At 60.7% G+C, this 23,287-nt stretch carries 33 protein-coding genes, 2 tRNA genes and 1 pseudogene; 8 read left to right on the top strand and 28 right to left on the bottom strand.

From position 1 onward, the window contains the following. Nucleotides 1-223 precede the first annotated feature (223 nt). On the bottom strand, nucleotides 224-697 hold the full coding sequence (locus FCU66_RS25625; RefSeq protein WP_136617002.1) for a hypothetical protein: 474 nt from the start codon (nucleotides 695-697) through the stop codon (nucleotides 224-226). Nucleotides 698-1,137: 440 nt separating this feature from the next. Next, on the bottom strand, nucleotides 1,138-2,064 hold the full coding sequence (locus FCU66_RS25630; RefSeq protein WP_136617003.1) for a hypothetical protein: 927 nt from the start codon (nucleotides 2,062-2,064) through the stop codon (nucleotides 1,138-1,140). Nucleotides 2,065-3,494: 1,430 nt separating this feature from the next. Here FCU66_RS25630 and FCU66_RS25640 point away from each other — a divergent pair. The 3 genes from FCU66_RS25640 (at nucleotide 3,495) to FCU66_RS25650 (ending at nucleotide 5,610) form a co-directional block, all read left to right on the top strand. After that, nucleotides 3,495-3,701, top strand: coding sequence for a hypothetical protein (locus tag FCU66_RS25640; protein WP_136617004.1), 207 nt, complete (start codon nucleotides 3,495-3,497; stop codon nucleotides 3,699-3,701). A gap of 62 nt (nucleotides 3,702-3,763) precedes the next feature. Further along, complete coding sequence (locus FCU66_RS25645; RefSeq protein WP_023679231.1) at nucleotides 3,764-4,321, top strand: OsmC family protein; 558 nt, start codon at nucleotides 3,764-3,766, stop codon at nucleotides 4,319-4,321. Nucleotides 4,322-4,380: 59 nt separating this feature from the next. Then, on the top strand, nucleotides 4,381-5,610 hold the full coding sequence (locus tag FCU66_RS25650) for an NAD(P)-binding domain-containing protein (RefSeq protein ID WP_281285542.1): 1,230 nt from the start codon (nucleotides 4,381-4,383) through the stop codon (nucleotides 5,608-5,610). Nucleotides 5,611-5,683: 73 nt separating this feature from the next. Here FCU66_RS25650 and FCU66_RS25655 read toward each other — a convergent pair whose 3' ends face one another. From FCU66_RS25655 to FCU66_RS25670, 4 genes are all read right to left on the bottom strand, one after another. Beyond that, nucleotides 5,684-6,133 (bottom strand): CoA-binding protein, encoded by a 450-nt coding sequence (locus FCU66_RS25655; protein ID WP_031212498.1) that lies wholly within the window; start codon nucleotides 6,131-6,133, stop codon nucleotides 5,684-5,686. Nucleotides 6,134-6,138: 5 nt separating this feature from the next. Next, a complete protein-coding gene (locus FCU66_RS25660) occupies nucleotides 6,139-6,510 on the bottom strand; it encodes a 2Fe-2S iron-sulfur cluster-binding protein (RefSeq protein WP_136617006.1) in 372 nt (123 codons plus the stop codon). Further along, nucleotides 6,507-7,862: a selenium-binding family protein gene (locus FCU66_RS25665; RefSeq protein WP_136617007.1), complete on the bottom strand. Its 1,356-nt coding sequence runs from the start codon at nucleotides 7,860-7,862 to the stop codon at nucleotides 6,507-6,509. The genes FCU66_RS25660 and FCU66_RS25665 overlap by 4 nt, the downstream gene beginning before the upstream one ends. A 396-nt stretch (nucleotides 7,863-8,258) precedes the next feature. Beyond that, nucleotides 8,259-8,489 carry a helix-turn-helix transcriptional regulator gene (locus tag FCU66_RS25670; protein ID WP_342778201.1) on the bottom strand — a complete coding sequence of 77 codons (231 nt, stop codon included), beginning with the start codon at nucleotides 8,487-8,489 and terminating at the stop codon, nucleotides 8,259-8,261. Nucleotides 8,490-8,609: 120 nt separating this feature from the next. Here FCU66_RS25670 and FCU66_RS25675 point away from each other — a divergent pair, with 120 nt between their 5' ends. Beyond that, the gene (locus tag FCU66_RS25675; RefSeq protein WP_136617008.1) at nucleotides 8,610-9,278 is read left to right on the top strand and encodes a hypothetical protein; all 669 of its coding nucleotides are present in this window, start codon (nucleotides 8,610-8,612) and stop codon (nucleotides 9,276-9,278) included. 517 nt (nucleotides 9,279-9,795) lie between these two features. Continuing rightward, nucleotides 9,796-10,899: pseudogene (locus FCU66_RS42065) on the top strand (recombinase family protein); the annotation flags it as partial. Nucleotides 10,900-10,962: 63 nt separating this feature from the next. On the opposite strand, the gene FCU66_RS42070 reads toward FCU66_RS42065, so the two are convergent. Further along, the gene (locus FCU66_RS42070; RefSeq protein ID WP_246094006.1) at nucleotides 10,963-11,280 is read right to left on the bottom strand and encodes a hypothetical protein; all 318 of its coding nucleotides are present in this window, start codon (nucleotides 11,278-11,280) and stop codon (nucleotides 10,963-10,965) included. Nucleotides 11,281-11,430: 150 nt separating this feature from the next. After that, a tRNA-Asn gene (locus FCU66_RS25690) sits at nucleotides 11,431-11,505 on the bottom strand. A 224-nt stretch (nucleotides 11,506-11,729) separates the two neighbouring features. Between FCU66_RS25690 and FCU66_RS25695 the strand changes: the two genes are divergently transcribed. Next, complete coding sequence (locus tag FCU66_RS25695; protein ID WP_056581953.1) at nucleotides 11,730-11,987, top strand: hypothetical protein; 258 nt, start codon at nucleotides 11,730-11,732, stop codon at nucleotides 11,985-11,987. A gap of 24 nt (nucleotides 11,988-12,011) precedes the next feature. Here FCU66_RS25695 and FCU66_RS25700 read toward each other — a convergent pair whose 3' ends face one another. Next, nucleotides 12,012-12,218, bottom strand: coding sequence for a hypothetical protein (locus tag FCU66_RS25700; protein ID WP_136617010.1), 207 nt, complete (start codon nucleotides 12,216-12,218; stop codon nucleotides 12,012-12,014). Nucleotides 12,219-12,445: 227 nt separating this feature from the next. On the opposite strand from FCU66_RS25700, the gene FCU66_RS25705 reads away from it, so the two are divergent. Then, nucleotides 12,446-12,519, top strand: a tRNA-Cys gene (locus FCU66_RS25705). A 3-nt stretch (nucleotides 12,520-12,522) separates the two neighbouring features. On the opposite strand, the gene FCU66_RS25710 is transcribed toward FCU66_RS25705, so the two are convergent. From FCU66_RS25710 to FCU66_RS25785, 18 genes are all read right to left on the bottom strand, one after another. After that, nucleotides 12,523-13,740 (bottom strand): tyrosine-type recombinase/integrase, encoded by a 1,218-nt coding sequence (locus tag FCU66_RS25710; RefSeq protein WP_136617011.1) that lies wholly within the window; start codon nucleotides 13,738-13,740, stop codon nucleotides 12,523-12,525. Then, nucleotides 13,740-13,997 carry a hypothetical protein gene (locus FCU66_RS25715; RefSeq protein ID WP_136617012.1) on the bottom strand — a complete coding sequence of 86 codons (258 nt, stop codon included), beginning with the start codon at nucleotides 13,995-13,997 and terminating at the stop codon, nucleotides 13,740-13,742. The genes FCU66_RS25710 and FCU66_RS25715 overlap by 1 nt, the downstream gene beginning before the upstream one ends. Then, complete coding sequence (locus FCU66_RS25720) at nucleotides 13,994-14,209, bottom strand: hypothetical protein (protein ID WP_136617013.1); 216 nt, start codon at nucleotides 14,207-14,209, stop codon at nucleotides 13,994-13,996. Before FCU66_RS25720 ends, FCU66_RS25715 begins: the two co-directional genes overlap by 4 nt. After that, the gene (locus FCU66_RS25725) at nucleotides 14,206-14,667 is read right to left on the bottom strand and encodes an ASCH domain-containing protein (protein WP_168991793.1); all 462 of its coding nucleotides are present in this window, start codon (nucleotides 14,665-14,667) and stop codon (nucleotides 14,206-14,208) included. The genes FCU66_RS25720 and FCU66_RS25725 overlap by 4 nt, the downstream gene beginning before the upstream one ends. Further along, nucleotides 14,664-15,140, bottom strand: a complete 477-nt coding sequence (locus FCU66_RS25730; RefSeq protein WP_136617015.1) for a hypothetical protein — start codon at nucleotides 15,138-15,140, stop codon at nucleotides 14,664-14,666. Before FCU66_RS25730 ends, FCU66_RS25725 begins: the two co-directional genes overlap by 4 nt. Beyond that, the gene (locus FCU66_RS25735; RefSeq protein WP_136617016.1) at nucleotides 15,137-15,343 is read right to left on the bottom strand and encodes a hypothetical protein; all 207 of its coding nucleotides are present in this window, start codon (nucleotides 15,341-15,343) and stop codon (nucleotides 15,137-15,139) included. The genes FCU66_RS25730 and FCU66_RS25735 overlap by 4 nt, the downstream gene beginning before the upstream one ends. Beyond that, entirely contained in the window at nucleotides 15,340-15,804 is a 465-nt protein-coding gene (locus FCU66_RS25740) for a hypothetical protein (RefSeq protein ID WP_136617017.1), read from the bottom strand. Before FCU66_RS25740 ends, FCU66_RS25735 begins: the two co-directional genes overlap by 4 nt. Nucleotides 15,805-15,815: 11 nt before the next feature. Beyond that, nucleotides 15,816-16,217: a Ros/MucR family transcriptional regulator gene (locus FCU66_RS25745; protein WP_136617018.1), complete on the bottom strand. Its 402-nt coding sequence runs from the start codon at nucleotides 16,215-16,217 to the stop codon at nucleotides 15,816-15,818. A 5-nt stretch (nucleotides 16,218-16,222) separates the two neighbouring features. After that, entirely contained in the window at nucleotides 16,223-17,365 is a 1,143-nt protein-coding gene (locus tag FCU66_RS25750) for a phage Gp37/Gp68 family protein (RefSeq protein ID WP_136617019.1), read from the bottom strand. After that, nucleotides 17,365-17,670: a hypothetical protein gene (locus FCU66_RS25755; protein ID WP_136617020.1), complete on the bottom strand. Its 306-nt coding sequence runs from the start codon at nucleotides 17,668-17,670 to the stop codon at nucleotides 17,365-17,367. The genes FCU66_RS25750 and FCU66_RS25755 overlap by 1 nt, the downstream gene beginning before the upstream one ends. A gap of 47 nt (nucleotides 17,671-17,717) precedes the next feature. Next, on the bottom strand, nucleotides 17,718-17,966 hold the full coding sequence (locus FCU66_RS25760) for a hypothetical protein (RefSeq protein ID WP_136617021.1): 249 nt from the start codon (nucleotides 17,964-17,966) through the stop codon (nucleotides 17,718-17,720). Beyond that, entirely contained in the window at nucleotides 17,959-18,363 is a 405-nt protein-coding gene (locus tag FCU66_RS25765; RefSeq protein WP_136617022.1) for a hypothetical protein, read from the bottom strand. Before FCU66_RS25765 ends, FCU66_RS25760 begins: the two co-directional genes overlap by 8 nt. Then, nucleotides 18,356-20,473 (bottom strand): reverse transcriptase domain-containing protein, encoded by a 2,118-nt coding sequence (locus FCU66_RS41685; RefSeq protein ID WP_206077110.1) that lies wholly within the window; start codon nucleotides 20,471-20,473, stop codon nucleotides 18,356-18,358. Before FCU66_RS41685 ends, FCU66_RS25765 begins: the two co-directional genes overlap by 8 nt. Nucleotides 20,474-20,519: 46 nt before the next feature. After that, entirely contained in the window at nucleotides 20,520-20,738 is a 219-nt protein-coding gene (locus tag FCU66_RS25775; RefSeq protein WP_136617023.1) for a hypothetical protein, read from the bottom strand. Beyond that, nucleotides 20,735-20,893, bottom strand: coding sequence for a hypothetical protein (locus FCU66_RS41270; protein WP_168991794.1), 159 nt, complete (start codon nucleotides 20,891-20,893; stop codon nucleotides 20,735-20,737). Before FCU66_RS41270 ends, FCU66_RS25775 begins: the two co-directional genes overlap by 4 nt. After that, a complete protein-coding gene (locus FCU66_RS25780) occupies nucleotides 20,893-21,954 on the bottom strand; it encodes a phosphoadenosine phosphosulfate reductase domain-containing protein (RefSeq protein WP_136617024.1) in 1,062 nt (353 codons plus the stop codon). The genes FCU66_RS41270 and FCU66_RS25780 overlap by 1 nt, the downstream gene beginning before the upstream one ends. Then, entirely contained in the window at nucleotides 21,955-22,086 is a 132-nt protein-coding gene (locus FCU66_RS42575; RefSeq protein ID WP_281285543.1) for a hypothetical protein, read from the bottom strand. A gap of 152 nt (nucleotides 22,087-22,238) precedes the next feature. Further along, nucleotides 22,239-22,517 carry an Arc family DNA-binding protein gene (locus FCU66_RS25785; protein ID WP_136617025.1) on the bottom strand — a complete coding sequence of 93 codons (279 nt, stop codon included), beginning with the start codon at nucleotides 22,515-22,517 and terminating at the stop codon, nucleotides 22,239-22,241. Nucleotides 22,518-22,706: 189 nt separating this feature from the next. Between FCU66_RS25785 and FCU66_RS25790 the strand changes: the two genes are divergently transcribed. Continuing rightward, entirely contained in the window at nucleotides 22,707-22,955 is a 249-nt protein-coding gene (locus tag FCU66_RS25790) for a hypothetical protein (RefSeq protein WP_136617026.1), read from the top strand. Here the strand turns inward: FCU66_RS25790 and FCU66_RS25795 are convergent. Further along, nucleotides 22,910-23,284, bottom strand: coding sequence for a helix-turn-helix transcriptional regulator (locus FCU66_RS25795; protein ID WP_136617027.1), 375 nt, complete (start codon nucleotides 23,282-23,284; stop codon nucleotides 22,910-22,912). The genes FCU66_RS25790 and FCU66_RS25795 overlap by 46 nt on opposite strands. Nucleotides 23,285-23,287 lie beyond the last annotated feature (3 nt).

Consider the following 23,287-nt stretch of genomic DNA (forward strand, 5'->3'; position numbering starts at 1 on the left):
TCGAAGCACTGAAGCGCATCATGTCCTTCACAATTGCTGGTGCGGTGGATGTCACACCGCAGAGGCTGACAGTGCAGAATTGCGCTGTCATGAATTTTCACGCCAGACAGGCCCCAGCCGAAATGGACAGACTGAAGATTGCGCGGTTCGACAGATCTGGACCGACCGCAATCGTGCAGCGGTTGCGGCGTGATCTTGCACCGACCTTTAACTGGCAACGTTGCTAAACTACCGCCAGTTCGGCCAAGACCCGCCGCGCTCTTGAGAGTAAAACTCTCGGCCTGCGGTGCGATTCAAGCAATAGCTCACCGTCAGGTTGACCGAGCAGGCTTTCGATGAGCCCATCCTTTGGCATCTTGAAATCTGGATAATGCTGCGCCGCTCCTTTAAGTGCCCATTTCTGAAGTTTGATCCCATGACTGCGGTCGTGTGCCGTTCCACTCTTATTGACAGCGGCAATCTTATTTCCGTTCACCACAAAATGGAGGTGGTCTTCGGTGTTTGGCACATGCGCCTTATGATGGATTATTGATCGCCCCTTTCCAAGGTCTACAAAGGGTACTGCCTCGGTTAGTAGCGTCAGGATCGTATCCTTCGCAGTTTGGTCATCCGACGCAAAGTGATAGAAGACGTCCACTTCTTTCCATTCGGTTTGAAGACCGTCTGCGTCCTTCAAGAATTGCTTAAAACCTTTCATCTGCACGCCTTTATGTTGAAGAGCTTGGCTCTCCTAGTCTGATTTCGGCAAGTCGTGCAATGGCGAGCACGCGAGTCCTTCGACGCAAATGCTACCGACGACAATGGCGGTGCGGGCGGTCCTATTGCGGAGGGCTGTCGATCGAATCCAGCTATTTTGGCCAGCAGCCGGCTTGTCGGTTAGTTGGCCGCGTCGGTCGACTTTCTATAGCGACGGCTCGTTGAGATGCGTTAAAATTTGACCAGACCGCACTGGATCGATCCTGTCTGCCTCTGTGAGGGCCCAACGTTGCCATGCGTCCAGTGCCGAGGCATCGATATCAGCCGAACCATCATCGATCGCGCGACGGACGCGCTCAACAAGCGCGCGAATGTCTTCAGCTTGACGTAGTAGCTCTCCGCTGTTCCAAAGGTTTTGCAGGCGCTTTTGGTTGAGTTGGACTAGCCATTCCTGGCGCTGCTTCTCCTTTTCAATCCGCTCTCGCTCTGCACGCTCCTCGGCTTCCCGCAGGCTAAGACGGAACTTTTTCTCGCCGGCCACGATGATCGCAGCCGCGATCTCAGCAATCTTAGATTCAAGCTTGGCGTCACCGTCATCCTGCCAGGAAACTGTATTCTTGCGGTCGAACCCCGGATCGATCCGCAGCGCAAGCGGGTTGATGCTGGCAGGTCTGGCGCCGGCCGCAGGTACCCGTACTGACGCACGGTGCGGTAGCTGCCGACTATCCCAATTTCCAAACCAACATGGGTGTCGCCGATAGCTGCTCCCGCGTGAATTTCGCCATCGCGTTCGTAGACATGACCGTCGTGGCCACGCTTGCTGAGCGCCAAAAACAGCGCATTGAAGATTTTCAGCCGCCTCTTGCCTAGTGGATTGTCGAACTTGGGTTCGTCAAAGGTCCACTCACGTTCTGCATTTTTATCGCGGCGGCGCTGCTCCTGCTTGAGCAGTTGAACGAGCCCTGTGTGGGGCCTGTCCAACGTCTGCGGGACAGAGACTTTGCCAATCGCCTTCAACTCTTGTGCGTGGAGTTCGTCGAGGTCTTCTGGAACCAGAGCGGACGCAAATGGCCCATTGGATGCAATAGGGGCGGCAATTGTCAGAACCTTTTTGAAGCGGGCGTCGACACTTGCTCGACCCAATTCACCGGGGCGCCGCGGTGGCGCCTTGGGTAGTGATGGCACCCCCTTTCCGGCACGGATTTTGTTCCAATAGCCTTGCGGCGGCGGCGCTACTCCGCATCTCGTCAGCAGCTTCTTCAGCCCGACGTCAGACAGTTCGAGTTTTGCTGCCAAGTCCCGCATCGGTGCAGACCAGGCGAACGCAATCAGATCGTCAGGCAATACAAGAATGTCTTCCTGCCACACGGCGGCTTACCTCCATTTCGTTCAGCCATGCTGCTTTTGGCACGTCTTCGCAGTGTCGATATGACAGGTCGGCCAGCGCCATCTGAGGTCAAATCTGGCAACTCCAACGTGCCCTCGATCATGCCAGGAAGGCGCTTTCATCATCAAGGCGACTGCAGATCGGCTGCAGCCTGAGCAGCGCTTTCTGTGGGCATCGGCGGGGCGCTCTAGAAGCGATCTGCTTCCTTTCGTAGTTCCTCGCGCAATAGGGGGCAGCCGGGCATTGCCTCGTGGCAGAGGGAGGGTTTGGAGCTGTCGAGGGAAGGCGGCGAAATACGACCATACGACCGAGAGCGATGGCGAGATAAAAGGCCGCGAGGTGCGGCGTTGATCGGTTGTGTTGTTTCAAAGAGTTATGCATCATTTGCGCGAGGTGCGAGATGTTTGAGCACCTCACTAACCCGCCGATTTCACCGCAGTTTCCGTGGCTTGATGCGATGTGCGGCGGCTTAGGCCGGCACTTGAGGAGGCTGGGGCCGGGAAGGGGCGTGGTCAAAAACGACAGCGAAGCCTCGACAGAAGACCCGATTCTCAGAACAGGACGCGGGTCGCGGAGGTGGTCTCTGGTTGGCAGGGAACTAGGTTGTGACTCGTATACGTCAGGACCTCGTTGACATTGGCTTGCGGTGACTCGCGATGGGCCGTAGCCCGGCTGCAGCGGCTGTTTTCGGTGCGGCCTAATGAGAGCCGAGGTCGCCAGCGTCGGCCGTAGGTTGGCGGCCGAGCGCAGGCTTGTCGGCGGGCGCCATCCTCAGCATTGCGGATGCATGGGCTTGACGGTCCTGATGAAAGCGCCCAGTCGCGACAGTCTGACTCCAAATCGAAGGTTGCCGGTAGCGCGGCATACCGTCCGAGATGCGGGCGCTGCGCGTCGCCCGCACTGGCTGTCCGCTGCCATAGGGTCTGTCCATCCTGACACGAATGCGCAAACCATCGTGTTACGGTCCTGATCGCCATCAAAGGAAATGGGAGAGTTTGCCACGTCTAAGATCAGTCGCCGCGCCTTGCTCTTGCACACCGGCAGCGCAGTCGTCGCGTCGACGGTGGCGGCGCATGGTACAGAGCCGCAGGGTCGAGACCAAGGACCGTCCAATAATCTGCGAGCGCTGATTGAGGCGCACAAGGCAGCTTATGCTGCGTTCGGCAAAGCCCTGCATGACATCGGCGATGGCAGTAGCGGCTCCGACAGAGCCAGCCGGGAGGAGGAGAGGGCATTGGTCGCCATCTGCAGCTATGCCGCCGTTTGGAAGGGGATCGCCTGGCCAAGGCCGGATATCTTTTAGAGATCGAGGCGCGCGATGAACTCGACCTCGCAGAGCATATGCAGGCTGTTCTCCGATCGACGATGTGGAAGGCATGAGACGAGCGACGCGAGGGGGAGCAGATGCCGAATGTCTGGTATGCGCCGCATGTCGGCCATAGAGGCGAACTTTGCCTCCGCCCGGAAGCAGACACTGCAATTGACCACGCTGAAGGTCGTGGTCGCGCCAGAGCCTGCAAAGGCGCAAGTCGGTACACGAGGGCGAACATTCCGCTGCGGAAACAACTTGAAGAAACGCTTCGCGACCCATAGCATGCCGCGCCATGGTGAAATCTGATCGGGAGGTCAGTGAGATCGGTCGGGTTTTTGAGCCAGTGCAAGGTAGGGAGGATAATAATTATGGCTTCCGAAGTACAGGCAAACAACGGCGTTAACGTAGAGGCGCTGCTCGGCGCACGCGAAGCGCTTACCAACGCCCCGGAGGCGGCGCAGTTCAAGTGGCGCGCGGCCTGCGAATGGAAGGATGGCACCCACAGCCACTCGTCGGTCGAGAGCTTCTACGGTCTCGGCGAGGATCAGCATCGCAAGACCACCTTCACATTCGACGCAGACCATCCGGAGGTCTTCGCTTCCCAGGACAAGGGCGCCACGCCCGTCGAATACGTGCTGGTCGGACTGGCGAGTTGCCTGACCGCCGGCATCGCCGCGGTTGCCCAGAACCGGAACATCCAGTTGAAGTCGGTGAAGGCGACCATCGAAGGCGACATGGATCTCGCGGGAATACTCGGCATCGACAGCGACGTGCGCAACGGCTTCAGCGGCATCACGGTGAAATACAATATCGACGCCGACGCCAAGCGCGAGGACATCGAGGCTATCGTCGCTCAGTCGCAGAAGCGGTCGGCGGTCTATGACATTGTCACCAATCCGACGAACGTCACGGTCGTGGTGAATTGAAAGGCGCTTCGAACCGTAGACTCTCTTGATGAGAGGGTGCGATTAGTTCCGTCACCACAGTGATCGTCGGCGCGGGGCACGCGGGGCTCGCGATGAGCCGCTGCCTGGCGGAGCGCTCTATCGACCATGTGCTGCTGGAGCGCGGCGAGATCGCCAATACCTGGCGCACCGAGCGATGGGATTCACTGCGGCTGCTCACCCCGAACTGGCAGAGCCGGCTGCCGGGCTTCCGCTATGACGGCGACGATCCCGACGGCTACCGGACGATGCCTGAGGTGATCGACTTCCTCGGGAACTATGCCAAGGCGATCTCGGCTCCGGTCAGAACCCACACGACCGTTACCTCGGTTCGCAGTGACGGGGCGGGATATCTTGTGCGCACGGACCGCGGCGAGTGGCGGTGCCGGACCGTCGTGCTGGCGTCGGGCGCGTGCAACATCGCGCGCCTGCCCGACGTCGCCAGCCGCGTGCCGCCGTCGGTCGCCATGCTGACGGCACAGTCCTACCGCAATCCGGGTCAGGTCGCCGACGGTGGCGTGATGGTGGTGGGCGCGTCGTCGAGCGGCACCCAGATCGCACAGGAACTGCAGCGTTCGGGGCGTCAAGTGACCCTGTCGGTGGGCGAGCACATCCGGGCGCCCCGCGTCTATCGCGGCAAGGACCTGGAATGGTGGATGGACGCCGCCGGCGTGCTCGACGAGCGTTACGACGAGGTGGACGACATCAGGCGGGCGCGACGGGTTCCTTCGCTGCAGCTTGCCGGCACGCCCGACCGCACCACCCTCGACCTCAATGCGCTCGACGACCTCGGCGTCCGGCTCATCGGTCGTCTTGCCGGCATCACCGAAGACGGCAAGGCCCAGTTTGCGGGGTCGTTGCGCAACATGTGCGCGCTTTCCGATCTCAAGATGGCCCGGCTGCTCGACCTCATCGACGAATGGGCGCGCGCCAACGGCCTGGACGCTACGGTCGGGCCGCCGGATCGCCCGCCGCCGACCCGTGTCGAGGACAACCCGCCGCTCGGCCTCGATCTTGCCGGAGGCGCTATCAGGACGATCATCTGGGCCACCGGCTACCGGCCGGACTACTCCTGGCTGGAACTGCCGGTCCTCGACCGCAAGGGCCACGTCCGTCACGACGGCGGTGTAGTGGAACATCCGGGCCTGTACCTGATGGGGACGCAGTTTCTGCGCCGCCGCAAGTCTGCTCTGATCGACGGCGCTGGCGACGACGCGCGTGATCTCAGCGATCATCTGGCATCGTACCTCGGGCAAAATTCAGTCTGCTAGCAGAATCAACGTCTGAGACCTCAGAGGGAACAGGTTGGTTGCCGCGACAACCCCGAATTCTGCGCCCCTGCAGTCATATTCCCAAATGCAGCTTTGGCTTCCAGAAGGGGCGGAACAACTCAATCTTGGGACAGCGGTTCATCACCACTTTCAAGCCCGCTTCCTCCGCCAACTGGGCGGCAGCGTCATCGCGCACCCCAATCTGACCCCACAGAACCTTGGCATTGATTGCGATGGCCTCCTGTGCAACTTCCAACAGATCTTCGGAGCGGCGAAAAACCTCAACCATATCCACAGGCCGGTCGATGGCCGCTAGTGACGCGTACACCTTAAGCCCTCGAATCTCGTCCAGACCGGGACTGGGGTTGACCGGGATCATGTCGTAGCCGATTTCGTGCAGCACCCTGAGTACCCCATAGGAAAATTTGGTTTTATCGGGGCTGGCCCCCACCATCGCGATGGTTTTGACCGATTTCAGAATGTCTTGCAGATAAGCCTCCGAATAGGGCTCATCATGATTCATATGGGTCATTTCTTTGCTTCCAACGGGGTCGCAATATCGGCTTTCAATTCATGAGCGGCCAGCGGGTCAAGGAAGGGGTTGCGATAGAGCTTGTCGTGGCTCTCAACGCCGACCTCCAGCGTGCAGTCGCTCATAGGGCGGGCGACGCAGAGGATTATATAGCCATAGTTGATCTGGCGGTTGTTCAGCGCCCGCTGCGCTTTTTGATCGACTTTGCCGCTGATTATTTTGGCTGCACAGGTGATGCAGCCGCCATACTTGCACCCATACGGCAGATCCACGCCCTGCTCGCGCAAGCTTTGCAAGAGGGGCTTGCGGTGATCGACGTCAAAGGCCGCACCGCCTTGATTGGCGAGAGTGATGGTGAAGCTGGTCATACCCAAATGTCACTCGTGCAATCACCGCCGGGATAACGGGTTTCGTGGCAGCGGCTTGGTCCATTTGGTTCCTTACCAAAATCAACAACGAATAGCGGATCGATTTCCATGCCGCCGTTTTCCGTATCGCAATTGACCATTAGCATGCATCCGCCATTGGTGCGGATTTCCGGATAGAACTGATTATCCCAGGTCGAGAAGAGTGAGGTCGTCACATAGAGGCGCTTGCCGTCGAGGCTGAGCTGTATCATCTGAGGCCCGCCAGTCACTTTCACGCCATTGACCTCAGGCGCACGGTCGAGAAGTCCGCCCATCCACACTTGTCCGGTAAGCTTGGCATTGTGAGGATCCGAGATGTCATACTGACGGATGTCGCCATGCAACCAGTTGCAGAGATAGAGGTATCTATCGTCCATGCTGAGCAGAATGACCGAGATCACGCCCGGTATTGGGATCGGCCATTCGGGGTGCGGCTCATTGCCGACATCGACAATTTTTTCCCATTGCCAATCACCCGCCGCATCCTTCCACCAATGGATGATATTTGCAGAAAGGGCCGCGCCAACAAAGCCGTGACTGCTGTCGGGATTGTGATGGAATCGCACTTCCAGTGGGATCAAGCCATCTTCACCGAGATAGAATGTTTGCTTTGGCTCCTTCTTTTCAAAATCCCAGAAATGGATCTCTCGGCCATATTTCAGATGACCAACCTCTTCCAGGTCAAAGCCAGGCATGAAGGTATTGGGTGCGGCCCACTCCGAGCTGACCATCACGTTGTGTCGCGGCTGGTACCAGAAATCATAACCAAACTTGATGCTGCCCATGGAGTTTTCCCAACGGCCGACAATCTCGAACTCCTTGCTGAGCTGCAAATAGCCGCCAGGGGCATTGCCTTGAGCGTCGCCAAGCATGGAAATGATGATTTCCGAACCGAGGCAATGCACCGTGTGCGGTGCCGACAAGTTGGTCCTGGCTTTGATTTCAGCGCCGTCTATTACCTTGAACAGTGTCGGGCTGCGCGGATCGGTACCGCAATCGACAATATGCAGATTTGACGAGCGCACACCCGGCACGATCAGATATTTCCGCTCCATGCTCGCATCGCCATGGCACGACGAACAGGCATTCCAGCCCGAGTGATGAAGCTCATCGCCAATACCCGGCATTTGCAAACGCGAAATCACCTGGCTGTAGGTCGAACTCTCCGGGTCGACATCGATGGTGCACAGATAGTCCGGCTTCTGAATGCCCGTGCCGGTGTAGATGGCAATCGTATAGAGCAGCTTTTCGCGAGGTGCCGTCATCGCCTCGGCTGGAGAAGCATAGCCCGGTCCACAGCAATGATTGGTCATGGGTACTTCCCTTTGAACAGATCACTGGCCAGCCCCAACGGGGTCGAGCTGGAATGTTAATGCATGCTTGGCATTGGCGCTATGGCCGGGGTGGCTTGTGAAGTGCGCACGTGACGTACAACTTGGCGACAGAGCCCCCGTGGGACGCCACGTATTGACCGCCCGAGGGTTATTGAGAACCCTTGCAGCGGCCCAATCATCATCGGATCGTATGGCAGCGAACCATAACCAGGTCAGCAACTGGTCAGGTCACGTCGATATACGCACGGCGCTTAAAGGTCCGCTTCTGGCCTTCCGAGCCTCGAAGCCGCCATTCCGCTTTCGGCCCCAAAACGGTCACGGATTGCGCCACCAAGGATCGGCTGTCAAACCGGGAGATCGGTTCAAATGACGTTGTCATCTGCGCGCTCTGTATCGGATCCCATTCTCGGATAAGAACTCGATTCCGGCACCTTCCAGGGCATGCCTTATACTCGTCAGATTGTTGGCGATCGGCATACGCGCCCCGCGTTCAAAATCTGCAATCGTCTGTCGAGCAACGGTCGCTACTTCAGCTAACTGTTCTTGGCTCCATCCAAGCATCGCGCGAGCGCCACGACACTGCTCTACCGTTAGCGCACGTTCCATTCTATCAATCCGATTGACGTCAATCAATTTGTATAAGATGATGTTTCCCCTATCGGCCGAGCTGAGCGCTAGCACGCCCAGCCCGACCTAACCACAACCAAGCTATGAGGAGCTCGGATCATGACTGATTCCGACAATAGCACGACTCCGCCTCTCGTCACCCGCAGGAGGATGCTTGTAGGAACGGCAATTGCACTTGCGGGATCAAAGCGCAAAGCATTTGCCGGCACCGATTTAGAAATAGACCTATCCGCCGATCCTGCGATTGCGGCGTGGGGCAAATGGCAGGCAGCACACCAGCGGACCGAGCGGCTGTGCCGTCAGCAGCAGCGTCTGGAGCGCAAGCTTGCCGAAACGGTCGGATTTCCTTGCACGACTGTGCGGCTGCACGACGGAGAGAACGCAAGGCTGTATTCACTTGAGGCGCTTACCGAGATGCTCGATATAGCTCCAGCGGAATCGGCTGTTCGTGGGAAGGCCGAAGCCGATTTTGCGGCTCATCAGGCGCACTGGGATGCCGCCGACAGGGAGATTGGCTACTCGGCGACATTGCGCGCCGAACGCGAGGCCGCCGATCGAGCAGAGGACCTGCTTGAGCTGTTGTCGAAAACCCCCGCAGCGTCCCTTGCCGGTGTGGCAGCCAAACTTGATGCCGTGCTGAGGGAAGGGCAGTCTTCGCAAGCCGATACTGAGTTTCCTTGGCCCCAGATTCGCTCGGCATTCGACGATATTGGTCGGATTAGCCGGCAAGGTGGGCTGAGTCAGATATTCGGCCCTGACGGATCGTAAGGCACAAGGCGAAATACCGATTTGGGTTTGGAGTGTCGGCGCACCTTCGTGCTGGCTTGCCTAATTTCTAACTCGAAGGACCAATGCCAAGGGGGCGCAATGCCACGGGCGGGCCGTGTAGACCCGCCGATATGCACTTCTCCACGATCGCAGACAGGAGCCAATTGAGGTCGGCAGCCTTCGGCAGCATCCGAATGCCCGCCTTCGATAGCTCACATAATGCCTTGTATCGGCTAGCAATTTTGATTTGGGCAGAGACAATGGCGGAATGTCAGCCTTTCCACTTCGCAGGTCGACGGAGCTCACCGGTCTATTCGACTACGCCGTACCTAGTCGCTGTCCAAAATCTAACCGAGCGAAACGGTACAAGAAGGAGTGGCAACCGGAAATCCTCGACGATTGGTCCGATCCTATTCCCATTTCGGAGCGAGAGTTGGACCTGTTTGAGGTTCACTGCTCCGATCTGCTTGATGAAATTTTTGGAGCTAGAAACTGACCTGACGAGAGGAGGCCGCTCATGAATGCCAAAGCGAGCTCCACCTTGGCTATATCCGGCCGAGCCGCGCTTTATCTCCGCGTATCGACCGGCCGGCAGGCTGAGCACGACCTTTCAATCCCCGACCAGCGTCGCCAGCTACAGGCCTATTGTCAGACGAAGGGAATTGCGGTGGCGACGGAGTTTGTTGAGCCAGGTGCGTCGGCGACCGACGACAAGCGGCCCGAATTCCAGAGAATGATGGACGCTGCATCGCAACGCCCAGCGCCCTTCGACACTATCATTGTCCACTCGTTCTCACGGTTCTTTCGCGATCAGTTTCAGCTCGAGTTCTATGTCCGACGGTTGGCGAAGAACAATGTTCGGCTGACGTCAGTTACACAGGATCTCGGCGACGATCCCATGAGTACCATGATGCGCCAGATCATGGCGCTATTCGATGAGTATCAGTCCAAGGAGAACGCCAAGCATACGCTTCGGGCTATGCGCGAAAACGCTCGGCAGGGTTTCTGGAATGGGTCCAGACCACCCTACGGCTACCGGACCGTGGCCGCCGAGCAACGTGGCACCCGGACCAAAAAGAAAATCGAACCTGACCCTCTCACCGTCGACCATGTCCGCTTGATGTTTCGTTTGGCGCGTGCCGGCGACAGCGATAACGGCCCGATGGGAGTGCGTCAGATCGCCAGCTATCTGAACAATCGCGGGATTCGGACACAAACCGGAGGCCGGTGGGGTCTCGGAGGAGTCCATCAGGTCCTTACGCGCTCGACCTACATCGGGCGACATCGTTTTAACGTCAGCGGCAAACGGAAGGGCGTTGAGAAGGCTGCGGAAGATGTCGTCGAAGTCGAGGTGAAGCCGATCATCGAAGAGGATGAATTTAATACCGTACAGGAGCTTCTTAAGTCGCGAAGCCCGCAGTTGCGGGCGCCTCGATTCGTGAACAGCCCGATGCTCTTGGGTGGTGTCGTGTTCTGCGAGGACTGTGGAGGTGCGATGACCCTGCGCACCTCGGGAAAGGGAAAACAGTATCGATACTACACCTGTTGCACGACCGCCCGGCAGGGACAGACCGGTTGCAAGGGTCGAACAATGCCGATGGAGAAACTCGACGAATTGGTCGCGAACTATGTGGAACAGCGACTTTTGAACCCAGCTAGGCTCGAGGCGTTGCTGTCCGGGTTGCTACGACGAAGGGCAGAGCAAAACAATCGCGAGAAGGACCGGGCCGGCGATCTGCGACGACAGGCTGCTGACGCCGAGGGGAAGCTCACGCGACTTTATGAAGCGATCGAGAACGGTCTGGCTGATTTGGCGGATAGCAACCTCAAGGGACGAATCGCGGAGTTGAAGAGAATTCGGGATGCGGCCAACGCCGATGCCGAGCGCGCGATGGACCGAGACAGCCATGCGGTCAAGATAACGCATGAGGCGGTTGCGCGGTTCGCAGAAGCTGCCACGCAGCGACTCCGGGATGGGGACGGAAGCTTTAGGCGTCACCATCTGCAAACGCTGGTGCAGCGAGTTGACATTGGAGCTGAGCGGATTCTGATCAAGGGATCAAAGGCTACGCTTCTTCAGACACTTGTAGCGTCAGGCGAAAAGCCTGGCGTGTGCACGGCGGGGCGCGAAGTTCGCAGTTTTGTACTGAAATGGCTCCCCGGGCCGGATTCGAACCAGCGACCAACCGGTTAACAGCCGGTTGCTCTACCACTGAGCTACCGGGGAACGGAGGCTCTTATGTGAGTGGCGCAGCCTATAGCTGCCCTTTTCGGCTTTGCAAAGAAGCATTTCGCATTTTTCCGAGGCTTTTTCGCGCAGGGGTTTCTCGCAATCGTCGGCGGATGCCCTCATATTAGCCGTCTTGCCAGGGATACGGAACCGAAAGCGCGGCTGCGGCTTTGGTTTAGCGGTGCTCCTGAACGATCAAAACGGATTAACCTTTCGAGACGATGACAGCACAAGACAACCAGATGCCGGCGCGAAAAATCTCGGTTTTCGGGCGTGAGTTCAAGATGCCGCGCTCGCGCGGGCTCAGAATCACCATCGGCTTCCTGCTGACCATCGGCGGCATCCTCGGATTCCTGCCGATCCTCGGCTTCTGGATGGTTCCGCTCGGATTGCTGGTGCTGTCCTATGAGTTCGCCATGGTGCGCCGTCACCGACGCCGCTTTGTCGTCTGGTGGGAACGGCGCCGCCGACCGGATTGACGTTCGGTAGCGGAAGGGGCCGCTTCAGCGGGCGGCGTGCTCTTCCAGTGCTTCGTGGATCTGTTTGAGAATTACCGCGGCTGAGGCAAGCCTTGCCCTGTTGTGCGGCGACAGGCTGCCCGCACCTTCGATGGACAGGCGATCGATGGCGTAGTGCAAAAGCTCTCCGCACTGCGGCAGAGACAGGCTGGCCGACGCGTTCTTGTCTTTTACCACCGTTGCCTGATGCATGTGTTTGCCTCCTGGCGTGCTCAACGCATGGGCCGTGGATGCGTTTCTTCCAGCGACAAGCCATGCTTAACAATCCGCTAATATGCCGTTGTGTTGCCTGGGTAATGAGGATTTGACGGATGCTGCCCTGAACTGGCGCAGAGGAAACCGTTCGGAATGCACGGTGGCCGCTTGACGGCATTTTCGCCGCAACCTATTGGAACCGGGTGGAACGCCGGGAGCAACGAGGCCTCGTGGCGGAGTGGTTACGCAGAGGACTGCAAATCCTTGCACCCCGGTTCGATTCCGGGCGAGGCCTCCATTCTCAAGCGCGGCGGACGCTTGATGAATGATTTTGTTCGATAATTTCCGCAGGTGTGGCAGCCGGAACCGAACCGGTATCCGCAGGGTGTGGCAATACGTTCCCGATTTCACCCCAGTCGATGCGCTCGACGGCCTGCCTGGCGAGCCGGGATTGCTGCTTGCGGGCGGTGTAGATTTTTGAGGTTTTGCCGTCGTCCCAGCCGAATAGCCCGTCCATCATCGAATCAGTGGCTTCGTTTTCGGCGATCTTGGTAGCCAGACCCTTGCGCACCGAGTGCGCCGTCAGATGGGGTAGGCCGGCCTGGTTGAACCATTCCGACACCCTCTGCGATAGGCCCTTGATCGAGAACGGGTGGCCATAATCGGTCATCATGTAGTAGAGGCCGGCGATCTTGTGCATGTCGAGCACGAGCGCGAGAATCGGATGGATCGGCACCTCGAGTGTCTTCGGCCGGCGATTCCTGCCCTTGAAGACACGGAAGATGAAGATGTCCGCGCGGCGGTGTCTTGGACCGATCGCCTGCAGGTCGGAGACGCGGAAGCCGACATACATCAGCAGCGTCAGAGCCAGCACGGCCTTTGAACTGGTGCCATGGTGCCGGACATAGATGCCGATCTCCTCGCTGGTGATGGTCTCATGCCCGTCCGTCTTCTTGCGGTACGACCGGACGAATCGCGCGGTGTTGACCTGCATGATCGGCACCGGCTTGCCGTCCCGGCCGTCGCGCGTGGTTTCGAACACCTGGCGAAGGACCTTCAGCCGCTCATCGGCGGCGAAGGGTGTATCGGCCTTGCGGTTGCGGAGCTTCTGGATGTTGTCGATCGTGAGCTGCTTCAACGGCATGTCGGCGAAAAGATCATCGCCGCCGGTCTTCACCGGCTCCAGCAACATCGAATCGATGATCTGCCGCCGCTTGGCCTGCGTCGTTTTGTCCAGCTTCAGAAAGGCGTCCGACTTCACATACAGCACGCACAGCCAGCGGAAGCTGTTCGGCAGTGGATGGCCGGGCAGGGTGGCCTTTGCCGAGGGCTTGGGCGTCTCGCCTTTGTCGACCTTGTTGCGCGCTGTCCAGTATTCGGTGGAAAAGGCTTCCGATTCTGGATCGTCGGGAAGGCGGCAGACCCTCACGCCCTCGAAGCGGAAATAGTATCGCATGCGACCATGCCGCGATTTGTTCGCCTCGATATAGGGCAGGTCGATCGTCGCCAAATCTTCCATCAGTCGGCGTCCCACCGTCCCGGCTCGCCGTCCTGCTCCTGCTGCTCGCCGTCAGTAGGCCACTCGGCAAGCGCGGCGTCAATCTCGGCAACCCGCCAAAGCTTGCGGGAATGCCAGACGCGTGGCCTGGGCAAAAGGCCTTCCTCGACCATCTGCAGCACGCTTGTGGGGCTGACGTCCATGGCGATCGCCACCTTGGTCAGCGACATCGCGATGCGCGGTACGGAGGCTCCCAGGGGCGTGGTGTCGTGTTTCACGGGCTGGCCTTCCGGATGGCGTTGCCGCTGGTGATCATTGCATAGCCGTCGACGAACTCGACCCGGATCGAGTTGAAACGGGCCATAGCAGGCCGTCCGAAGCCCGCCAGAGCGAACGAGGCGGTTCCGGCGCGGCTTCGTGCCGTGACCGCGCAGCGTTCACCCTTGCGGCTCTGGCGATCCCAGCGGAAGATATAGGGCAGGGCGGTCAAGCCGGCCTCCAGTCCCAAAAGCCTTGCGCTCCCTTGGCGGGCTGGATCGGTTGCAACGCCTCGATATCGGTCAGCGGCCACGCCCAGTTCGAGTGTGCGTCACGATCGCTGTCGTTAAGCTTGGCGCCGAATTCCGAGACGATCTCGAAGGCGCGCGCCGGCTGGCCGAGCACGGCCGTGCCGACAATCGAGGCGAGCGGTAGGGCAAGCGGGTTGGAATGCCAGCGCTCTAGCATCTCCAGCGCCTCGGGCTTCAGCGCTGTCGACCAAGCCTCGGGCGAGCGTAGGCGGATGATCAGGTCTGCAAGCTCCGCCTTTTTGACCGGCCGGGCGCCGGCATGGATAGCGATGCGCTGGCCGCGCAGTGAGACAGGAGCCGGCCAGCCTCGAAACTCATAGGGCTTGACGCCAGCGATGATCAGCGTTGCCCATGGCTGCCAAATGGTCAGGGCTTTCACGGCGACACCTCTGGACGATGTGGATCCTGCGTTGAGGGGGTGAGCGGTTCCGCAATCGCTTGCCAATGGGTGTGATATCCGGGCCATCCGCCAACATTGGCGCGCATGAGTTTCTCAACGCCATGCGCGCGCAGCTCGACTTCGACGGTTTGTCCGCAATCAAGTGGGCTTCCTACATACGGCGCCTCGGCGATTGGGAAGCGCCACCAGAGAACGGGGCCGTCCTCTTCCGACCATTCATCGGCAGGTCGCAGCACCGAGCTTTGCGGGGCCGGAATGGCTGCGAGATCTGCCGTTGCGGGGATGGTGATGAAGCGGGCGAGGCGCTGTGCAATAACGCTCGCTGTGATACGCGCGTTCGGTAGCGGCGCATTTCCGTACCAGTCCGCCACCATTTCGGCGATCGATTCCGATGCTCTGTCGATGTCGAGCGCCTTCACTGCTACCGGCGCCACCTCTTTGCTGATCGTCATAGAAGCCTCCCTTGGGGCCTAGCAGGGCGTGAGCAATCCTGGCATGTGTGCTGCCACTCGCCGGCGACCTTGGCGAAGATAAAGCCTTCGCGGCGAGCGTCGGACACCATCACGTCGAACTCGTCGGCCTGATAGGTGCGTGTCTGGCTGGTGCCGCATTCGCAGACGATCTGCTGCTGGCCGGCTTCCTTCTCGATCGTCATGGCGCTGGTCCGGCTTTGGAAAGATGCCCCTCTATCCACGCCCGCATCTTTTCGAAGCGCTCTTCCGGCGTGATCCTGATGCTTTTACCGTCCTCGTCATGCCGGATGTAGCCATTCTCGTCGGTCGACCAACTCCAGTACTCGTCGTTCATGTAGACGATCTCCTGCGCCAGCGGCGCGGCGATGCCGAAGGTGCCGGCGATGGCGTCATAGTTCTCTGGGTCGAGCTTGCTCATGTCGACGCCACGGGCGCGGCCGACCGACCCGATGGCGCAGACCTGGCCGCCTGCCTCCAGTTCGCTCGCGACGAGCTTCTTCTCGGGCAGCGCATCCATGGCGGCCAGCATTTCGCGCAAGAATGCCTGGCCACGCTTGCCACGAATGGCGCTCTTGACCGTGCCGCGCCACATGATGTGCCGCCATTGGTCGTCCATGTCCTCGACGTAACCTGACCTGCTCATCAGCCCGGCGCCTATTGCAGCGCGTGGTGGCTGCCGGCGCGGCCGAGGCCGGACGCCTTGGCCAGGGCCGAACGCTTCTGCGAATAGTTCGGCGCGACCATCGGATAGTCGGCGCCGAGGCCCCATTTGGAGCGGTATTCGTCCGCCGTCATGCCGAGTGCTGCCAGATGGCGCTTCAGCGATTTGAAGGGCTTGCCGTCGTCAAGGCAGATGATGTGGTCAGGAAAAACCGAGCGCTTCGGGTTGACGGCCGGCACGGGGGCCTCGGTCGGTTTTGCCGGTTCGCCGGCCAGCTTGCGCACCGCGGCGTCGACGCTGGCGATGAGATCCGGCAGGCCGGCGGCCGGCACCGGGTTATTGCTCACATAGGCCTGGACGATGCTGGCGGTGAGTTCGGTCAGTCTTGCGGTCATTGCAGTTACTCCACAGGTTGCAGGTTGGGAAAGGCTTTGTGCTCGATTCCGTCGAGCAGGCGGCCGGCGGCTTTCTTGCCGACGCGGAATGTCAAGTGACCATCAGAGGTCGATGCGAACTCGACGCCACCATCTGCAAAGGCGTGCCTTGGCGCCTGTTGGGGGGTGCCGCCGTAGTGCAGTTTCATTCGGCCCGGTTTGACCGCCGTCGCGCCGTGGACCTTTCCGTGGCCCGGGAGGTTTTGTCCGACGGGCAGATATTCGCCCCACTGCTTGAAGAAGAACGCCTTGCCAGTTGCGGTGCAATCGTCGCGGATCCTACGCGGTGCATTTGGATGCATAGGGCGCGCTTTCGGGCCGCTCTCGCCACCGGCGATGATCATGTCGAGGCCGGGAATGCTGGACCTCGGTGCGCCGCCCAGCGCATCGATCGTGAATTCAGCCTCGCGGACTTCAGGATGGTCGATGAAGGTGCCGGCGCTGGTGCCGAGCGAGATCCGGCGGAAGTTGATCTCACTGAGCAAGGGCTCGGCCGAGACGAAGCGGATCGCTGCCGGGGTGAACAACAGAGACGAAACGCGCTCGTCCGCTTCCTGCTGGCGCTCGGCGGAGACGCCAAGCCAGACGTTCGGCAGGGGCCATGCCGGTGCCGGGCATCCGGCTGCTTCTTCTGCGAGCGATGGCATAAGGCACCATGCGCGAAACTGAGCGTCGGAAGGCGTCCAAGCGCGGATCCTGCCGATGCCTTCGGTCAGATATTCCCGCATGCGCGTCGCGCGCTTGGTCAGCACCTGGAACGTGTGCTGAGGGGCGAGCGCCATAATGGCGAAGACGCGGTCGATCCACTCGTCTGGCACGTCCTCGTGGAAGAGATCGCCCATGGAGTTGACGAAGATGCGGCGCGGCGCGCGCCAGGTTAGCGGCTGCAACAGGGTCTTTTCCGGCGCCAACGCCAGCTTGCCGGTCCAGATGGTGTTGCCGTTCACCTTCTTCGTCGTGCCGGCGTAGTGCTTGGCGCCGCCCATTGCCTCGATGCGGCCGGCCATCTTCATGGCGTAGCAGTTGGTGCAGCCGGGCGAGACGATGGAGCAGCCGACAACGGGGTTCCACGTCGCGTCGGTCCATTCGATGGCGGATTTGTCAGCCATTATGCCCAACCCTTCAAATCGTCAGCGTCGTCCAGAACGGCGTCGATCATCTTCTCGTCGCTCACAGTCTCGACGATGAGACGAGCCAGCCGGTTCGGATGCATATTTCGTTTCGCCGCGTGCGGGCCCAAAGCGTTGAGCACGTCGATCGGAAACAAGACCGTGCGGCATAGTTCTTCGAGCGGGCGAGGCGCGCGCTTGGCGCGGCCGGCAGAATGCTCCAGCGCCGAGACGGTCGTCGTCTTTATGCCGATGCGTGCCGCAATCTCCGCCGTCGAGATGCCCTGCCTGCGCAGCGCCAGCACGGCATCTGTCCGACTTGGGTAGCCGAGGGTTTCTATCCGGACGCCCATCAGCGCGCCCCTTTCCGAAGTTCAGAGAAGCGCTCGATGGCGTGCTGAAGGCTGGCCTCGCCCAATCCAACAGCGACCGCAGGGGCAAGGCCGTAGTGCTTGTTCAGAATTTCCATCATGCCGAGCTGGACGGTTTCAGACAAAACCATCAGGTCAGAATAAGATGCTCCATCCTTGATGGCGGAGCCGACCACATCTCGGACGAAGCGCTCGGACAGCAGGTTGTGCATGCTGGTTCTGTCAGCCATTCCAGTGTTTCCCCATGATCTCTTGAACGGCGTTGACCAGGCGATCAGCGGCGATGCCACCGTGTTCGCGGGCGGTAAGGGCGGCGTGGTAGCGGTCGATCGCGCTGGAAATCTTCGTCAGCGCCTCACCGGTTTCGAACGCTGCTTTCGATGAAGCGATGTGGCGCATGGCGCGCTGGGTCGATCGGCCATCTGCCTGCATCAGGGTCTCCGGGCCGTCCTGAAACATCGGTCGGCCGTAGGCGTCGAACGACACCACGGTGATGAAGGCCGAGGGCCTGGCTTCCATGAACTCGCGCAGCGTCTTCGTCGTCAGTGCAGCGGGGAAAGGACCCTTGCCTTGAGGGACGCAACCAGGTTCGCGCAGTTCGAGCCAAAAGGCGGCCTCGTCAGCCATTCCGCTTCTCCTCCAGCCCTAGGCTGCGCATCAGATGAAAACTGTCCGCCCAGCCGGCATGGCCGGTCCATGCCGCAAGGAACTTTTGCAGCCGGTGATGATCGCCGGCGGCGCGGTAGGCCCTGATCTTGCGGCGGGCGCGGGTGACGCTGTCGCGGCGCAGCAGCTTGTGCGTGGCCCAGATGCGGTAGCCGACGAAGTTGACGCCGCGGGCTACCGGCTGGATCGACCATTTGGAGAAGCGCAGCCCGAGCTGCCCACGCGACAGCGCCTCGATCGACAGGCGGACGCGCTTCAGGTGTTCCGACGAACGGCCAAGAATGACGATGTCGTCCATGTAACGATACCAGTGGCGCTCGCCGAGATCCTGCTGCAAATGCCGGTCGACGATGCCGCCATAGACGTTGGCGAATATCTGCGACACCAGGCTGCCGATCGGCAGGCCGATGCCATGGCGCGGCAGCATCGCCTCGATCAGGCGTAGCGTGGCCCGGCACGAAATCTTGGCTTCGATCAGCCGCCACAGCACAGCACGGTCGATCGATGCGAAGTATTTGGAGAAGTCGGTTTTCAGGACGAACAGCGGCTCCGCCTGGCCGGAAGGATTGGGTCGCGTCAGCCGCCTGATGTCGCCCTGCAGCATGCTCGCCGCGACATGGGTGCCTTTGCCCGGCCGGCAGGCGAAAGTGCGTGGAAGCAGGGTTGCGTCAAAAATTGGCGCGATGACCTGGAATAGCGCGTGCTGAGCGATACGATCGCGGAAGGGCAGCGCCGAGATGGTGCGCAGCTTGGGATCGAAGATGTTGAACTCATGTGGCTCGCCCTGGACATAAGTGCCGTCAGCCATTTCGAGGGCGAGCGATTCGAGATTGAGCGCGGCGAACTCCTTGAACTCCAGCCTGGCCGGGGTCAGCCGCTTGCCACGCGACGTCAGCCGCAGCGCCTCGAGCATGGTTGCATCGGCGGTGATCGCGCCGATCAGGTTGCGATGCTTCTTGCCCATCATCATAACTCCGCTTGCCGGTCGCGGGTTTCGACGGGCGTTGCCCGCTACTCCCCGCTGTACCGGACCCAGAAGTGTGTTCGCCGAAGCCGGATGACCGGGCTGACCACCCCAGCGCATCCGCCGAGAGGCGGATGTCGCTTGGTGAAAGGGCCGGCGGGGCCATGACCCAGAAGAACGCCGAGCCGGGAAAGGGTCGTCACTGCGGCCGCGCGCCGAGATGTTCTCGTTCGAGTTCTCGGGCCAGTAGTCCAAGTTCGCGTACCGGGAGCCGGCGTTGTCGCCGACCCACGAGCCGCCGAAGATGGAAGCGCGGGGCGTTTCCGGGTCGCCATCGTGGCCCCAGTCCCAGAGGTTTCCTGATGCCTGCATGATGCCGCGCTGCGAGGTGCGGGCGGCGTCGAGCCCGTTCACCTTCGGGTCGCGATCGGCAGCAGTCTTTTCGGTGACCCCAAGGGCAGCAACGCGGAACTCGTCATAGGACAACAGTTGCTTGCCGTGATGCGCCATGATCGCCGCGGCCGTGGCGTAGTCGAGCGCCTTGGCGAGGCCGGTTCCGCCGACCGCTTGCGGCAGGTCATAGCCGTCGGCGATCGTCTCGCCGTACCGGCTGGTGCCCTTGTCGCGATGATTGACGCCGAGCTTGTAGATGTCGACCCAGACCTTGGCGCCACCGGGCAGATCGACCAGAGCCATGCCGCGCGGATCTGGGCAGGCCGGGCGAAAGCTCAAATCCCAGCAGGAGAACGGGTTGATCGCCGGCTCGCTGTCGCCGCCGGTGCGGCCGGTGGCATTGCCGCCCGGTGCGTAATGAAAACCGCCGAACTGGAGCAGGCCCTCAGTAACGCGCTCGCCATCCGGAACCGCCGTCACCGCGCCGTCCTCGTCGGCGTAGATGGCGAGGTCGCGGCCGGCAACCAGGCCGGCTGCTAGCAGCGTGATTTCATGGTCGCTGACGTTCTCGACGCCGCCGGCGCCGACGTTGATGATCGTGCCGCCTTTCAGGAAAATGCGGGTGCGTCCTTCGACGCGGAAGGCCGGACTGTTCGGATCGGCCTTGGTCAGGATGGTTGGCAAGGTGCTGGGTTTCAGCGCTGCGGCAGTCATCGTTTTCTCTCCTTTTTCAAAACAGTTGGATGGCGGGGCTGGCTCGCTACGAGCGCATTCCCCAGATGAAAAGCCCGCCGGCGATGGCCAGCACGGCGGCGATGAAGCCGACCAGGATGCGGCGCATCATGCGCGTGTCGTGCTGGTCGTCGCAGTTTTCGCCGCACTGGCATTCGGGCCAGAACCGGCAGACGATGTGCGGCTTGCCGCTGGCATCGCAGACGCGGTCATAGCCGCGGGCGACATGGTCGAGCGGCGCACTCATGCTGGTTCCTCGGTCAGTTCGCGGCGGATGTCCTCGGCCAGGTCAGGCCGCCGCGTCGCCTCGATCAGGATCAGCGGCCAGCGGCAGGCCAGCGCCTCGCGCTGCGTTTGGCTCAGCTCCAGCAAGGCCTGCTCTTCGATCATGTCGCGGCCCATCAGCATTGCCCCTGTGGCTTGGCAGCCATCAATTCGGCGTAGCGGGCATGAATGCTGGAGCGGTCGAGAATTTCAGATCGTAAGCCCAGCAGATCGGAGACTTCACGGCGGACGCCGCCCAAAGTGTCGGCTTCGTCGTCGGACAGCATGCGCGTCGGCCAGCCCTTTACGTAGAGCATCGGCTTGGTGATGCGCTTCTCGGCGGTCGTCCTGGCGGCGGCCACGCGCTTGGCGTCGGCAAGCGCCGCGCGGCCTTCGGCGGCCAGTAGATGCGGCGCCACGTCGCCCAGCCATCGCGCGCCCTGGAAGGCGAAGCTGCTGGTCGATTCCAGCGCCACCATGCGGCGGTACAGGTCATGTGCCTCCGGCTGCGCTGCTGCTGCGGTCAAGTCGGCAAGGTTGGACATGATGCAGAACCGGCAGGAAACTCGGCTCATGCCGAAATCCCGATAGGCGGGGTGAGGTGGCAGCCCGCTGTGATCGATGAGGGAAAACACATCCTGCTCGGACCAGTCGGCGATCGGCCGCCAGCTCCAGATGCGCCCCTCGGCATCCGGGCTGGCGATGGTCGCCTTGGCGCGCTGGGCGCTCTCGGCGCGGCGAACGCCGGTCACGTTGATGATGGTCTGGCCAGGGAACCGGCGCTTCAGTTCAGCCGATATGATGTGGGTCTTGAGTTCGGATGTGCAGAACCGCATCGCCGGCGTCGACCAGCAAGGCACCAGTGTCACGGTCGACAGCGCCTCGTAGCGCATCTTGCTGCTGTCCCAGCGCGCTTCCCAGCGCTCCATCAGACCGCCCGCCTTGCGGCGAACAATGGCAAGTTCAATGCCGACATGGGCAGCGAGCTTGCGGCACATGGGCAGCGAGTCATTCCATTCGACCGAGCCGAGATCACTGTGGATCAGCAATTGTAGGCCGCGATGGCCGATGCCGCGCAGATAGCCGATGGTCGCCACCGCAGCCGCCTGGCTATCCTTGCCGCCGGAAACGCCGATCGCGACCGGTGCGTTGGCAGCCAGAAGGGCGGCGATCTCCGGTGTGGTTGCGATGCTGACCATCTAAGGGCGCGCCTCCAGTTCGGCGAGCACCTCGGAAAACGGCTTGCGCCCAGCGAGCAGCTGGCGGGTGATCCATGCTGCGACATCCGGCGAGGCGTCGGCGAGGGCGCTGAGGCGCTGGGCGGGGGTCATAGCGGAATGATCCGATTGCGGTTCGGACCAATGGGGTATTATATGTACCCGTGCATGTCAAGCGATACGGGTATCTTTTATACCTTCAAAATCGCAGGTACATGAATCATGCAGTTTGTTGGCATGGGATTTCACTGCGATCTGCGTTTGTTTTATTTCTTGTCGGTTGCCGTGGTTAGGGCGGCAGCCATGATTATGCCAGCGGCGGTCAACAGTTCGGCCACCTTGTGGCGCTGGGCATCGTTCAGGCCGGCCAGCGGCCGAAGAACCTCGGCGATCTGGGCTGCCGGATCGGGGGCAAAGGAATGCTCGAGCCTGGCCAGGATCTCGGCGTTCATCGAGCGCCCGGAATCGATTGCCGCATGCGCCAGACGGGTTTTCAGCGCTGGCGTCAGTCTGAGATTGTGGCGTGGGTCGTCACCTTGAGGCATGCGCCGTTTATGGCCGAAACCAAACAGCTTCGAAATGGTGCCAGATTGGTAGCGATGTGCCAAAAATGTGTCATCCCGCCATGAGTGTACGGAAAGGCTTTGTTGTGAATTGACAGACGGCTAATGAGAGCGTGTATTTGCTCGTTCAGGCATAAGAGTAAGAACAAATGGGCCAGGGGAAATCCAGACATGGAAGGGCATGCACTTTTACCAAGTGTTATGGTTAATCGCCGCGCACTTGTTTCGGCTATGATATTCGCGACAACGGCGGCCAAGGCTGGAAACCGGGCAATCACCTCGACCGAATATGTTGACGGCGCGGCACTTGCGCTTGCCGACGCGCTGCAGAAGATGCACGGCGGCGCGTGGGATGTGCACGTCGACCACAAGCATCACCTTGTGGCGGTGTCGATGCGGGTGAGTTCGAATTCGGCATAGGCCACGATCCGCTCGCGAACGACGTCGGCCGCATTGGCAATTCGCTGCATGAGAGCGCGCAACGAACGGGCAGCCTCGCCGTCATACGGTTCCTGGCGGGCGCCGATCTCCATATAGAGCCACACGGCAGACACGCCGAATAGGTCGGCATAGGCATTGCCGGCGGCGACACTGAAGCCGTTTCGCCCAGCTTCGTGGGCCTTGTAGGTGTTGACGTTGATGTTGAGGGCGTCGGCAACCGCCTTTGGCCCGGCGAAGCCGGCATCGGCCCTGACCTTTCGCAGGCGTGCGGCGCGCTGTTCGCGTTCAAGGCGTTCTTCATCGGTCATGGT

It is taken from the genome of Mesorhizobium norvegicum (assembly GCF_004919685.1).
GTDB classification, from domain to species: domain Bacteria; phylum Pseudomonadota; class Alphaproteobacteria; order Rhizobiales; family Rhizobiaceae; genus Mesorhizobium; species Mesorhizobium norvegicum.